Source organism: Streptomyces sp. NPDC086023 (assembly GCF_044540325.1).
Classification (GTDB): Bacteria; Actinomycetota; Actinomycetes; order Streptomycetales; family Streptomycetaceae; genus Streptomyces.
Window position 1 is genome coordinate 140,768 of sequence record NZ_JBITRX010000012.1, and the last position, 13,240, is coordinate 154,007.

The window sequence follows — 13,240 nt, forward strand, 5'->3', positions numbered from 1 at the left end:
GGCCCACGGATTCCCGGGAGTGTCAGGAGGCTAACCCCGCCGCTCCCGGAAAAAGAAGTCGTTGCCCGTACAACCTTTTGCGCTGTCGCGGTGCCCGGCTCAATTCTTGCGGTGGCCCACCAGCCGGGGCTTCGCCTCCAGCCCGTCCAACCCGTGCCAGGCCAGGTTCACCAGGTGGGCGGCCACTTCCGCCTTCTTCGGACGCCGCGTCTCCAACCACCACTGACCGGTCAGCGCGACCATACCGACCAGCGCCTGCGCGTACAGCGGCGCCAGTTTCTGGTCGAACCCCCGCGCCTTGAACTCCAGCCCCAGGATGTCCTCGACCTGCGTGGCGATGTCACTGATCAGCGAGGCGAAGGTGCCCGTCGACTGCGCCACCGGCGAGTCCCGGACCAGGATCCGGAACCCGTCCGTGTAGGCCTCGATGTAGTCGAGCAGCGCGAAGGCGGCCTGTTCCAGCAGCTCCCGCGGATGACCGGCGGTCAGCGCACCCGTCACCATGTCGAGCAGCTGGCGCATCTCCCGGTCCACCACGACCGCGTACAGACCCTCCTTGCCGCCGAAGTGCTCGTACACCACCGGCTTGGAGACCCCGGCCTTCGCCGCGATCTCCTCCACCGACGTGCCCTCGAAGCCCTTCTCGGCGAACAGGGCGCGACCGATGTCCAGCAGTTGCTGCCTGCGCTCCGCACCGGTCATCCGGACCCGGCGGCCACGCCTGGGCTTGTCGTTGCTGGGAATACTGCCGTCGATCGCCACGTCACCCATCATGCCGCGTTTGCGGCCTTCTCCTTGCGCCGGGCGTCGATCCGGGCGTCCGACGGCCAGCGCACGTCGGAGGCCCACCCCGCCTGCTCGAACCAGCGGATCAGACGCGCACTGGAGTCGACCTGGCCCCGCAGCACCCCGTGCCGCGCCGACGTCGGGTCCGCGTGGTGCAGGTTGTGCCACGACTCCCCGCACGACAGCACCGCGAGCCACCACACGTTCCCCGACCGGTCCCGCGACCGGAACGGACGCTTGCCCACCGCGTGGCAGATCGAGTTGATCGACCACGTCACGTGGTGCAGCAGCGCCACCCGCACCAGCGAACCCCAGAAGAAGGCCGTGAACGCCCCCCACCACGACATCGTGACCAGCCCGCCCACCAGCGGCGGGATCGCCAGCGACAGCATCGTCCAGAAGACGAAGTCGCGCGAGATCCGCCGGATCGCCGGATCCTTGATCAGGTCCGGGGCGTACTTCTGCTGATCGGTCTGCTCCTCGTCGAACAGCCACCCGATGTGAGCCCACCACAGGCCCTTCATCAGCGCCGGCACCGTCTCCCCGAACCGCCACGGCGAATGCGGGTCGCCCTCCGCGTCCGAGAACTTGTGGTGCTTGCGGTGATCCGCCACCCACCGCACCAGCGGCCCCTCCACCGCCATCGACCCGGCCACCGCCAGCGCGATCCGCAACGGCCGCTTCGCCTTGAAGGAACCGTGCGTGAAGTAGCGGTGGAAACCGATCGTGATGCCGTGGCAGGCCAGGAAGTACATGAAGACCATCAGGCCCACGTCCAGCCAGCTCACCCCCCACCCCCACGCCAGCGGGATCGCCCCCAGCAGGGCCACGAAGGGCACGGTGATGAAGAGCAGCAGCGCGATCTGCTCGATGGAACGCTTGCTCTCCCCGCCCAGCGTCGCGGAGACCGGCGGCCCTCCGGCCGCCTCCGGGGCGTCTTCGATCACGTCGGGGCTGATGGTCATGGGGCGTCCCCTGGGGGTGAGGAATCGGCGGAATGCCAGGCTACGGAACCGTAACCTACGGCATCGTAAGTATCCCAGCGCCTACCCCCGCGGCAAGAGGGAGACACCCCCGCGCACAGAGACGGCACAACCCCGCGGAAAGAACCGGGCCACACCCCGCGCGGAAAGAACCGGGAAACCCAGCCCGAAGAAGGGGACACCCCCGCGGAAAGCCACGCCCGGAGTCCGTCTGGTGGGCACCGCGACCAGGGCACGAGCAGCGGCGCCTATCCTTGGGTCTCGTCGGACAGCGCGGTCCGCACGGGCAGCCGGGGGCTGCGCACCACACGGCAGTGCCTTCGGACGCACATCCGAACACGGGCACCGCCACGCGACCCCGCGCCCACCTCCCAGTAGCGCTCGAAACACTGCAAGGAGCCGCACCTGTGAGCAGTGCTGACCAGTCCACCACCGGCAACGCAGAGCTGCGCGCCGACATCCGCCGCCTCGGCGACCTCCTCGGCGAAACACTCGTACGCCAGGAAGGCCAGGAACTCCTCGACCTCGTCGAGAAGGTCCGCGCCCTCACCCGCACCGACGGCGAAGCCGCCGCCGAGCTGCTCGGCGACACCGACCTGGAGACCGCCGCCAAGCTCGTCCGCGCCTTCTCCACCTACTTCCACCTCGCCAACGTCACCGAACAGGTACACCGCGGCAAGGAACTGCGCGCCCACCGCGCCGCCGAGGGCGGCCTCCTCGCCCGCACCGCGGACATGCTCAAGGACGCCGACCCCGAGCACCTCCGCGAGACCGTGCGCAACCTCAACGTCCGCCCGGTCTTCACCGCACACCCCACCGAGGCAGCCCGCCGCAGCGTCCTCAACAAGCTGCGCCGCATCGCCGCCCTCCTCGAAGAGCCCGTCACCGGCGCCGGCGACCGCCGCCGCCACGACCTCCGCCTCGCCGAGAACATCGACCTCATCTGGCAGACCGACGAGCTCCGCGTCGTCCGGCCCGAACCCGCCGACGAGGCCCGCAACGCCATCTACTACCTCGACGAACTCCACGCCGGCGCCGTCGGCGACGTACTCGAGGACCTCGCCGCCGAACTCCAGCGCGTCGGCGTCGAACTCCCCGCCGGCACCCGCCCCCTCACCTTCGGCACCTGGATCGGCGGCGACCGCGACGGCAACCCCAACGTCACCCCCGACGTCACCCGCGAAGTCCTGATCCTCCAGCACGAGCACGGCATCACCGACGCCCTCGAACTCGTCGACTTCCTCCGCGGCCTGCTCTCCAACTCCATCCGCTACACCGGCGCCACCGAGGAACTCCTCACCTCCCTCCAGGCCGACCTGGAGCGCCTCCCGGAGATCAGCCCCCGCTACAAGCGCCTCAACGCGGAAGAGCCCTACCGCCTCAAGGCCACCTGCATCCGCCAGAAGCTCCTCAACACCCGCGAGCGCCTGGCCAAGGGCACCCCCCACGAGGAAGGCCGCGACTACCTCGGCACCGCCGAGCTCCTCACCGACCTCACCCTCATCCAGACCTCCCTGCGCGAACACCGCGGCGCCCTCTTCGCCGACGGCCGCATGGACCGCACCATCCGCACCCTCGGCGCCTTCGGCCTCCAGCTCGCCACCATGGACGTCCGCGAACACGCCGACGCCCACCACCACGCGCTCGGCCAGCTCTTCGACCGCCTCGGCGAGGAATCCTGGCGCTACGCCGACATGCCCCGCGACTACCGGCAGCGGCTCCTCGCCAAGGAACTCCGCTCCCGCCGCCCCCTCGCCCCCACCCCGGCCCCCCTCGACGCCGCCGGCGCCAAGACCCTCGGCGTCTTCGGCACCGTCAAGGACGCCTTCGAGAAGTTCGGCCCCGAGGTCATCGAGTCCTACATCATCTCGATGTGCCAGGGCGCCGACGACGTCTTCGCCGCCGCCGTCCTCGCCCGCGAAGCCGGCCTCATCGACCTCCACGCCGGCTGGGCCAAGATCGGCATCGTGCCGCTCCTCGAAACCACCGACGAGCTCCGCGCCGCCGACGTCATCCTCAACGACATGCTCGCCGACCCCTCCTACCGCCGCCTGGTCTCCCTCCGCGGCGACGTCCAGGAGGTCATGCTCGGCTACTCCGACTCCAGCAAGTTCGGCGGCATCACCACCAGCCAGTGGGAGATCCACCGCGCCCAGCGCCGCCTCCGCGACGTAGCCCACCGCTACGGCGTACGCCTGCGCCTCTTCCACGGCCGCGGCGGCACCGTCGGCCGCGGCGGCGGCCCCTCCCACGACGCGATCCTCGCCCAGCCCTGGGGCACCCTCGAAGGCGAGATCAAGGTCACCGAACAGGGCGAGGTCATCTCCGACAAGTACCTCGTCCCCTCCCTCGCCCGCGAGAACCTCGAACTCACCGTCGCCGCCACCCTGCAGGCCTCCGCCCTGCACACCGCGCCCCGGCAGTCCGACGAGTCCCTCGCCCGCTGGGACGCCGCCATGGACACCGTCTCCGACGCCGCCCACGCCGCCTACCGGCGCCTCGTCGAAGACCCCGACCTGCCCGCCTACTTCTTCGCCGCCACCCCCGTCGACCAGCTCGCCGACCTCCACCTCGGTTCCCGGCCCTCCCGCCGCCCCGACTCCGGAGCCGGCCTCGACGGACTCCGCGCCATCCCCTGGGTCTTCGGCTGGACCCAGTCCCGCCAGATCGTCCCCGGCTGGTACGGCGTCGGCTCCGGCCTCAAGGCACTCCGCGAGACCGGCGGCGACGACGTCCTCGAAGAGATGCAGGCCAACTGGCACTTCTTCCGCAACTTCCTGTCCAACGTCGAGATGACGCTGGCCAAGACCGACCTGCGGATCGCCCGCCACTACGTCGACACCCTCGTCCCCGACGAGCTCAAGCACGTCTTCGCCCTCATCGAGGCCGAACACGCCCTCACCGTCGCCGAAGTCCTCCGCATCACCGGCGGCGAACAACTCCTCGACAGCCAGCCCGTCCTCCAGCAGACCTTCGCCGTCCGCGACGCCTACCTGGACCCCATCTCCTACCTCCAGGTCTCCCTGCTGGCCCGCCAGCGCGCCGCCGCGGCCGCCGGCGAACCCGCCGACCCGCTCCTCGGCCGCGCCCTGCTCCTCACGGTCAACGGCGTCGCCGCCGGCCTCCGCAACACCGGCTGACCCGGCCACCACACCAACGCCGAGGGTCCCCGCACCGTCCAGGTACGGGGACCCTCCGCATACGAGCCTGCGCCCGCGACTACTGCGTACGGCGGCGGCGCACCACCAGCACCGCACCCGCGGCGATCAGCGCACCCGCCATCGTCGCCAGCAGACCCACCGGCGCACCCGCACCGGTCGTCGCCAGATCACCGCCCGGCGCACCGGACGAACCGCCCGCCGCCGCACCCGACTCCGAAGCAGAAGCAGACGGCGACGTGCTGTCCGACGGGGACGCGCTGCCGCTCGGCGACACCGACGACGATCCCGAAGGCGTACCGGAAGGCGTGCCCGACGGGGTGCCGGACGGCGTCTGCGACGCGCTCGCCGATGGCGAGGACGACCCCGACGGCGACGACGAACCGGACGGCGTACCCGACGGCGACGGCCCGCCCGCGGCCGGGCAGGTGTGCGACAGGTTGAACCACTTCACCGAACCGCCCACCACCTCGGCGGACGCGGCCGTCAGCTTCGCACCGGGCGCGGACGCCACGTACGCGTGCTTCTCCGTCGGCGGCCCGAAGACCGTCACGGTCTGCTCGCCGCCGGGCTCGAACGTGACCTTCAGCTTCACGAACGTCGTCGAGTTGCCCGGCAGCACGAAGTGCCAGCCGTCCTGCGTCGACGGGATGTCGGCGCACGACTTCTCGTTCTCGACACCCTGCGACGTCGCCGTCAGCGGCAGGGACTGGTGCAGCGGCACCGGGTACGAATCGGCGGCGAACGCGGGAACGGCGGCCGAAGCCACCAGCAGGGCGGCGGACGCGGGCAGCACGACCGCCCCGCGGATCCTGGATATGGACATGGGGATACCTCTGGCGCAAGAGGGGGAACTGTGCCGTGGGAGGTGGCGGCTCAGCATGCTGACGACGCCACCCCCAGGTCAAGAGGTATGCGGCAGTATTCGTACGGAGATCAGCCCCCGCGCCCCGCTTTGTCCGAAGTAACGATCAGCAAACGGAGGCCAAAGCTCCACGCCCGCTCAGGAGTTGTACGAGGACTGCGCCCGCTCCAGACCCTCCAGCACCAGACACTCCACCGCGTCCGCAGCCCGGTCCACGAAGTAGTCCAGCTCCTTCCGCTCCGCCGACGAGAAGTCCTTCAGCACGAAGTCCGCCACCTGCATCCGGCCCGGCGGACGACCGATTCCGAACCGCACCCGGTGGTACTCCGCACCCATCGACTTCGTCATCGACTTCAGACCGTTGTGCCCGTTGTCCCCGCCACCCAGCTTCAGCCGCAGCGTCCCGAAATCGATGTCCAGCTCGTCGTGGATCGCCACCACCCGCTCCACTGGCACCTTGTAGAAGTCCCGCAACGCCGTCACCGGACCACCCGACAGGTTCATGAACGACATCGGCTTCGCCAGCACGATCCGCCGGTTCGCCGGACCCGCCGGACCGATCCGGCCCTCCACCACCTGCGCCCGCGCCTTGTGCGCCTTGAACTTCCCCCGGATCCGGTCCGCGATCAGGTCCACCACCATGAACCCCACGTTGTGCCGGTTCCCCGCGTACTCGGGACCCGGATTCCCCAGACCCACCACCAGCCAGGGACCGTCGGCCGCCATCTCCGCCATCACAAAGCTCCTCACATGGGACGACCGCCGCCCCGCTCCAGTGGAGCCGGACGGCGGTCGGTCAGCAACCAGACGAAGAGGCTCAGGCCTCCTCGGTCTCCTCGGCCTCGGCAGCCGGCTCCTCGGCCTGCGCGGCCAGGACCTGCAGGACCACGGCGTCGGCGTCGGTCACCAGGGTGGCACCCGACGGCAGCGCGATGTCCTTCGCCAGCACGGACGCACCGGCCTCCAGGCCCTCGACGGAAACCGTCACGGACTCGGGCAGGTGGGTGGCCTCGGCCTCGACCGAGAGGGTGTTCAGGACGTGCTCCAGCAGGTTGCCGCCCGCGGCCAGCTCGCCCTCGGTGACGACCGGGATCTCGACCGTGACCTTCTCGCCCTTGCGGACGGCCAGGAAGTCCACGTGCAGCAGGTCACGCTTGATCGGGTCCTTCTGGACCGCCTTCGGGATGACCAGCTCGGTGCCGTCGCCCGCGATGTCCAGGGAGATCAGGACGTTCGGGGTCTTCAGCGCCATGAACAGGCCGTGGCCCTCGACGGACACGTGCTTCGGGTCCTGGCCGTGGCCGTAGATGACCGCGGGGACGACCTTGTTGCGACGGGCCTCACGGGCACCGCCCTTGCCGAAACGGGTACGGAGCTCAGCGGAGAGCTTGACCTCGGACATGTTCACTCCTCGTGGGGTGACGAAAACGGACAGGGTCACCCGGCCACGAAACGGCCTGCTACGAAGAGCGCGTCGATAACGGAGCGCCGGACACCAAAAGGTGCGGCCTCCCTCGCCGAGCAACTCGAAGAGTCTACCCGGCACGGAGGCCGCACCCCAAAAGGATCTAGCGGGACCCACACCCGCGACGACCAGGCCCCACCGGGCCCGGCCCCCGCAGAAGGATCCTTACTGCTGCTCCTCGAACAGGCTCGTCACCGAACCGTCCTCGAAGACCTCACGCACCGCACGCGCGATCGTCGGCGCGATCGACAGCACCGTGATCTTGTCCAGCTCCAGGTCCGACGGATCCGGCAGCGTGTTCGTGAAGATGAACTCGCTCACCTTCGAATTCTTCAGACGGTCCGCCGCCGGCCCCGACAGGATGCCGTGCGTCGCCGTCACGATCACGTCCTCCGCACCGTGCGCGAACAGCGCCTCGGCCGCGGCACAGATCGTGCCACCCGTGTCGATCATGTCGTCGACCAGGACGCACACGCGGCCCTCGACCTCACCCACGACCTCGTGGACCGTCACCTGGTTGGCGACGTCCTTGTCACGGCGCTTGTGCACGATCGCCAGCGGCGCGTCCAGACGGTCACACCAGCGGTCCGCCACCCGCACACGGCCGGCGTCCGGAGACACCACCGTCAGCTTCGTACGGTCCACCTTCGCGCCCACGTAGTCCGCCAGCACCGGCAGCGCCGACAGGTGGTCCACCGGACCGTCGAAGAAGCCCTGGATCTGGTCCGTGTGCAGGTCCACCGTCAGGATCCGGTCCGCACCCGCCGTCTTCAGCAGGTCCGCCACCAGACGCGCCGAGATCGGCTCACGGCCCTTGTGCTTCTTGTCCTGACGGGCATACCCGTAGGACGGGATGATCACGGTGATCGAGCGGGCCGACGCGCGCTTCAGCGCGTCGATCATGATCAGCTGCTCCATGATCCACTTGTTGATCGGAGCCGTGTGGCTCTGGATCAGGAAGCAGTCCGCGCCGCGCGCCGACTCCTGGAAGCGGACGTAGATCTCACCGTTCGCGAAGTCGAAAGCCTTGGTCGGCACGAGGCCGACTCCCAGCTGGTGCGCGACCTCCTCGGCCAGCTCGGGGTGGGCGCGGCCGGAGAAGAGCATCAGCTTCTTCTCGCCGGTCGTCTTGATCCCGGTCACAGCACTGTCTCCTCAGACGTGTTGAAGCTGCTCGCCCCCGCGCGCGTCCGTCCCGCGCGCGGCAAGCCAGCCGAATTGCGTGCACCTATCACGGTACGCCGACATCGACGCACCCGTTTCCGGTCAGACCTCGCCGGACGGCTCGTCCGCCGCCGACTGAGCCGCCTGCGCGGCCGCGCTGCCCGGACGCTTACGAGCCACCCAGCCCTCGATATTCCGCTGCTGGCCCCGTGCCACGGCCAGTGCGCCGGGCGGCACATCCTTGGTGATGACCGAGCCGGCAGCCGTGTAGGCACCGTCCCCGATCGTGACGGGAGCCACAAACATGTTGTCCGAACCCGTCTTGCAGTGTGAGCCGACCGTGGTGTGGTGCTTCGCCTCACCGTCGTAGTTCACGAACACACTGGCCGCGCCGATGTTCGAGTACTCACCGATCGTCGCGTCCCCCACGTACGACAGGTGCGGCACCTTCGTGCCCTCACCGATCGTCGCGTTCTTCATCTCCACGTACGTGCCGGCCTTGGCCTTCAGCCCCAGCCGCGTCCCCGGACGCAGATACGCATACGGACCCACGCTCGCCGACTCGCCGATCACCGCACGGTCCGCCACCGCGTTGTCCACCCGCGCACCCGCACCCACCTCGGTGTCCTTCAGGCGCGTGTTCGGACCCACCTCGGCGCCCTCTGCCACGTGCGTCGACCCCAGCAGCTGCGTACCCGGATGGATCACCGCGTCCTGGCCGAAAGTCACCGTCACGTCCACGAACGTGCTGCCCGGATCCACCACGGTCACACCCGCCAGCATCGCCCGCTCCAGCAGGCGCGCATTCAGCAGCCCGCGAGCCTCCGCCAGCTGCACGCGGTTGTTGATCCCCAGGATCTCCCGGTGGTCACCGCCGACCGACGCACCCACCCGGTGCCCCGCCGCCCGCAGGATCCCCAGCACGTCCGTGAGGTACTCCTCACCCTGGCTGTTGTCCGTACGGACCTGCCCCAGCGCCTCCGCCAGCAGCTTCCCGTCGAACGCGAACACCCCGGAGTTGATCTCACGGATCGCCCGCTGCTCGTCGCTCGCGTCCTTGTGCTCCACGATCGCCGTGACGGCGCCCGAGGAGTCCCGCACGATCCGCCCGTACCCGGTGGAGTCCGGCACCTCGGCCGTCAGCACCGTCACGGCGTTGCCGTCCGCGGCGTGCGTCGCCGTCAGCGCCGCCAGCGTGTCACCCGTCAGGAGGGGGGTGTCGCCGCACACGACCACCACGGTCCCGTCCACCGGACCACCGAGCGACTCCAGCGCCATCCGGACCGCGTGCCCGGTGCCGTTCTGCTCGTGCTGCACCGCCGTGCGGGTGCCGGCGTAGTGCTCGTCCAGATGGGCGACGACCTGCTCGCGGGCGTGCCCCACGACCACGACCAGATGCTGCGGCTCCAGCTCCCGAGCTGCGGAAACCACGTGACCGACGAGCGACCGCCCGCAGATCTCGTGCAGGACCTTGGGAGTGGCCGACTTCATGCGGGTGCCCTCACCCGCTGCGAGTACGACGACGGCTGCCGGGCGGTTGGCGCTCACGGGTGTGCCCTTCGGCTTTTCGGGGGTGGACTTCCGAAGGATACCGGGGGGCCACGTCCCGGTAACGAGCACGGGTCCCGACCGGAACGGTCGGGACCCGTATATGTGGCTCCCGGGGGAGGACTCGAACCCCCATGATCAGAACCAAAATCTGACGTCTTGCCCTTAGACGACCCGGGATAGGCCTTATGTCCGATTCCGTTGATCGGCTTCGGATGCAGCCCCTACTATGCCGCACCAGGTCCCCTCGATGCGACGGTAGAGCTCCGCGCTGTTGCGCACTTGGATCGTGAGACATCCGCGGTAGTTCTCCCCCGTGTTCTTGCGGATGGTCTTCGGGTCATGCCTCTTGATCGCCGTCTTGCCGAGCCTGCTCGTGTCGATGCCGAGGAGGTCCGGTGCCTTCGGCCCAGTAGAGCGCGGTGCCCACGAGCAGCAGCTCGCGGTCGGTCATGGCGTCGACTTCGTCTGGAGGTCGGTTTTTGCTCGCACGGGTCCACCGTCGTCCGGAATGCGGGGTTTAGGGTTCGGAGTGCGGGCGGTTCAGTCGTATGTGCGGTTACCGCAGGTTTGGGGGAATCGCGGCGAGGGTGCGTGTGAGGGCGGGGAATCCGCGGGAGCGGTCGGGCGGGGCGATCGTAGGGTGGCGGTATGACCAGTACGGGGGAGCAGCGGGCGGGGGTCGGGCGGGACGGGCCCTTGTGGTGGGGGCGTCGGCGGAGTGCCGTGCTCGATGTGGGGCTGGCGGTGGCTTCGGCGCTGGAGTGTGGGCTGGAGGGGGTGGCGTTCGCCGGGGAGGCGTCGTTGCCGGTTCCGGTGGGGGTGGTGTCCGGGCTGCTGGTGGGGTCCGTGTTGGTGCTGCGGCGGCGGTGGCCGGTCGCGGTGGTGCTGGTGGCGATAGCCGTGACGCCGGCGGCGATGGGTTTCCTGCTGGCGGTGGTGGGTCTGTACACGCTGGCGGCGTCGGAGGTGCCGCGGCGGATCACGGCGTTGCTGGCGTCGATGTCGCTGGTGGGGACGTTCCTGGTGACGTATGTGCGGACGCAGGGGGATGTGCAGGCGGACCGGTGGTACGTGCCGGTGGTGTCGGTGTTCATGGCGGTGGCGTTGACGGCGCCGCCGGTGTTGCTGGGTCTGTACATAGGGGCGCGGCGGCGGTTGCTGGAGAGCTTGGTGGAGCGGGCGGATTCGCTGGAGCGGGAGCTGTCGCTGCTGGCGGACCGGGCGGAGGAGCGGGCGGAGTGGGCGCGTCAGGAGGAGCGGACGCGGATCGCGCGGGAGATGCACGACGTGGTGGCGCACCGGGTGTCGTTGATGGTGGTGCATGCGGCGGCGCTGGAGGCGGTGGCGGGGAAGGATCCGGCGAAGGCGGTGCGGAATGCGGCGCTGGTGGGGGACATGGGCCGGCAGGCGTTGACGGAGTTGCGGGAGATGTTGGGGGTGTTGCGGTCGCCGGTGGTGTCGGGGGCTTCGGCGTCGGCGGCTTCGGCGTCGGCGGCTTCCGCGCCTGCCGTGTCGGCGGTTCCGGTGCCGTTGGTGGCGGCGGGGCCGGTGTCCGGGGCTGTGGACGAGGGGCCGTGTCTGGCGGAGCTGGCGGCGCTGGTGGGGCAGTCGCGGGCGGCGGGGATGGTGGTGGAGCTGGATGTGCGGGGTGAGGTGCGGGCGTATCCGCGGGTGGTGGAGCAGACGGCGTACCGGGTGGTGCAGGAGGCGTTGACGAACGTCCACAAGCATGCGCCGGGGGCGCGGGTGGTGGTGCGGCTGGCTCACCGGGAGGGTGAGGTGGCGATGCAGGTGGAGAACGGTCCGTCGGATGCCGGGGTGGCGGGTGCGGGGCTGCCGAGTGGGGGGAACGGGCTGGTGGGGATGCGGGAGCGGGTGCTGGGTCTGGGTGGGGTGTTCGTGTCGGGGCCGACGGAGGCGGGTGGGTTCCGGGTGTCGGCGGTGTTGCCGGATCGGGTGCCGGACGCGTCGTAGGCGTCGTGGGGGGTGGTGTCAGCCGGTGGTGAGGCGGACGGGCTGGAGGCCGGTGAGGAGGGTGGTGAGGGCGTCGTCGATGCCGGCGCCGAGGTACCAGTCGCCGGTGTGGTCGATGGAGTAGACGCGGCCTTCGCGGTCGATGGCGAGGTGGGCGCTGCCGTCGTTTTCGTGGCCGAGTGGGGCGACGGTGGTGTCGAGGGCGCGGCCGAGGTCGGCGAAGGTGCGGGCGAGGTGGAGGCCGGTGAGGGGGTCGAGGGTGACGGTGACGGGGGCTATCTGGCGGCCGGGTGCGGGGGTGCTGGCGCGGAGGCCGCCGAATTCGGCCCAGGCTTCGACGGCGGCGGGGAAGACGGTGTGGCGGTGTCCTGCGGGGGTGGTGTGGTCGCGGAGGGCGTCGGCCCAGTACTCGGCCTGCTTGATGTCCCAGCGGCCGGGGCTCCAGCCGGCGGCGCGCAGGGCGGAGTCGACGGTGACCGGGAAGCGGGTCGCCGAGGACCGGTCGTAGGAGGCGGAGGCGGCCATCGGGGCGGGGTCAGCCCTTCTCGTTGTCGTGGGGGGCGGTGAGGTCGACGGGGCGTACGCCGAAGTGGGCGAGGAGCGCCTCGCAGGAGCGGCAGGGGGGTGCGTAGCTGCCGTGGAGGGGGTCGCCGTCTTCGCGGATGCGGCGGGCGGTGACTTTGGCGTGTTTGAGGGAGCGGCGGGCTTCGCTGGGGGAGAGGGGGCGGCGGGAGGCGCGTTTGCTGCGGCCGGCTTCGACGGTGGTGAGGTGGCGGGAGAGGAGGAGTGCTTCGGGACATCGGCCGGTGTGGCGGTCGCGCTGGCCGGTGGTGAGGGTGTCGAGGAAGTCCTGGACGAGGGGGTGGAGTGCGGGGGGCTGGTCGCCCTTGGCGGCGGTGCTGGTGAGGGTTTCGCCGCGTACGGAGAGTGCTGCGGCGATGGTGGGGAGGATGCCGTCGCGGCGGTGCTGGAGGAGGGGGGCGTGGAGGCCGTTCTCGTTGCTCCAGTGGTGGCGGGGGTCGGTGGTGCCGGGTCCCGTGGCGGTGCCTTGGTGGGCTGTGGTGCGGCCCGTCGTGTGGGTCGTGGTGTGTGTTGCCGTCTGCATGGTGCTGGTCGTCCCTCCCGTGGCCGCGGCTCGCGCCGGCGTCGCGCACGCCCCCGTGCTGCGGGACAGCCTGCCAAATGTGCGGCGCCCTGCGGAAGCTGGGTCGAATATTCGTATCAATTCGGATGTTCCCGGCGTGCGGCGGGGTGGGTGGTGCGGTGGGGGCGGATGGGGTGGCTCCGCTGCAGG

11 protein-coding genes and 1 tRNA gene are annotated in these 13,240 nt (G+C 70.2%); 2 read left to right on the top strand and 10 right to left on the bottom strand.

Translation table 11 applies throughout. The features are described 5' to 3' along the window. Positions 1-99: 99 nt before the first annotated feature. Both ACIF6F_RS23855 and ACIF6F_RS23860 read right to left on the bottom strand, forming a co-directional pair. Positions 100-774, bottom strand: a complete 675-nt coding sequence (locus ACIF6F_RS23855) for a TetR family transcriptional regulator (RefSeq protein ID WP_399949867.1) — start codon at positions 772-774, stop codon at positions 100-102. Then, entirely contained in the window at positions 771-1,751 is a 981-nt protein-coding gene (locus ACIF6F_RS23860) for an acyl-CoA desaturase (RefSeq protein ID WP_399949870.1), read from the bottom strand. Before ACIF6F_RS23860 ends, ACIF6F_RS23855 begins: the two co-directional genes overlap by 4 nt. A gap of 425 nt (positions 1,752-2,176) precedes the next feature. Here ACIF6F_RS23860 and ppc point away from each other — a divergent pair, with 425 nt between their 5' ends. Then, complete coding sequence (ppc, locus tag ACIF6F_RS23865; protein WP_399949873.1) at positions 2,177-4,909, top strand: phosphoenolpyruvate carboxylase; 2,733 nt, start codon at positions 2,177-2,179, stop codon at positions 4,907-4,909. Between the two features lie 79 nt (positions 4,910-4,988). On the opposite strand, the gene ACIF6F_RS23870 is transcribed toward ppc, so the two are convergent. The 6 genes from ACIF6F_RS23870 to ACIF6F_RS23895 all read right to left on the bottom strand — a co-directional run bounded on the left by ACIF6F_RS23870 (position 4,989) and on the right by ACIF6F_RS23895 (position 10,149). Then, entirely contained in the window at positions 4,989-5,753 is a 765-nt protein-coding gene (locus ACIF6F_RS23870; protein WP_399949876.1) for an LPXTG cell wall anchor domain-containing protein, read from the bottom strand. A 177-nt stretch (positions 5,754-5,930) separates the two neighbouring features. Continuing rightward, on the bottom strand, positions 5,931-6,518 hold the full coding sequence (gene pth / locus ACIF6F_RS23875) for an aminoacyl-tRNA hydrolase (protein ID WP_399950196.1): 588 nt from the start codon (positions 6,516-6,518) through the stop codon (positions 5,931-5,933). Positions 6,519-6,609: 91 nt separating this feature from the next. Continuing rightward, positions 6,610-7,194: a 50S ribosomal protein L25/general stress protein Ctc gene (locus tag ACIF6F_RS23880; RefSeq protein ID WP_399949879.1), complete on the bottom strand. Its 585-nt coding sequence runs from the start codon at positions 7,192-7,194 to the stop codon at positions 6,610-6,612. A 228-nt stretch (positions 7,195-7,422) separates the two neighbouring features. Continuing rightward, positions 7,423-8,400, bottom strand: coding sequence for a ribose-phosphate diphosphokinase (locus ACIF6F_RS23885; RefSeq protein WP_399949883.1), 978 nt, complete (start codon positions 8,398-8,400; stop codon positions 7,423-7,425). A 123-nt stretch (positions 8,401-8,523) separates the two neighbouring features. Next, positions 8,524-9,969, bottom strand: coding sequence for a bifunctional UDP-N-acetylglucosamine diphosphorylase/glucosamine-1-phosphate N-acetyltransferase GlmU (glmU, locus tag ACIF6F_RS23890; RefSeq protein ID WP_399949886.1), 1,446 nt, complete (start codon positions 9,967-9,969; stop codon positions 8,524-8,526). 106 nt (positions 9,970-10,075) lie between these two features. Then, a tRNA-Gln gene (locus ACIF6F_RS23895) sits at positions 10,076-10,149 on the bottom strand. A gap of 471 nt (positions 10,150-10,620) precedes the next feature. On the opposite strand from ACIF6F_RS23895, the gene ACIF6F_RS23900 reads away from it, so the two are divergent. Continuing rightward, entirely contained in the window at positions 10,621-11,946 is a 1,326-nt protein-coding gene (locus ACIF6F_RS23900) for a sensor histidine kinase (RefSeq protein ID WP_399949889.1), read from the top strand. Positions 11,947-11,964: 18 nt separating this feature from the next. Here the strand turns inward: ACIF6F_RS23900 and ACIF6F_RS23905 are convergent, their stop codons facing one another. Together ACIF6F_RS23905 and ACIF6F_RS23910 are read right to left on the bottom strand one after the other, a co-directional pair. Continuing rightward, complete coding sequence (locus ACIF6F_RS23905) at positions 11,965-12,471, bottom strand: SUKH-3 domain-containing protein (RefSeq protein WP_399949891.1); 507 nt, start codon at positions 12,469-12,471, stop codon at positions 11,965-11,967. 10 nt (positions 12,472-12,481) lie between these two features. Next, positions 12,482-13,051 carry a YwqJ-related putative deaminase gene (locus ACIF6F_RS23910; protein ID WP_399949894.1) on the bottom strand — a complete coding sequence of 190 codons (570 nt, stop codon included), beginning with the start codon at positions 13,049-13,051 and terminating at the stop codon, positions 12,482-12,484. Positions 13,052-13,240: the final 189 nt, after the last annotated feature.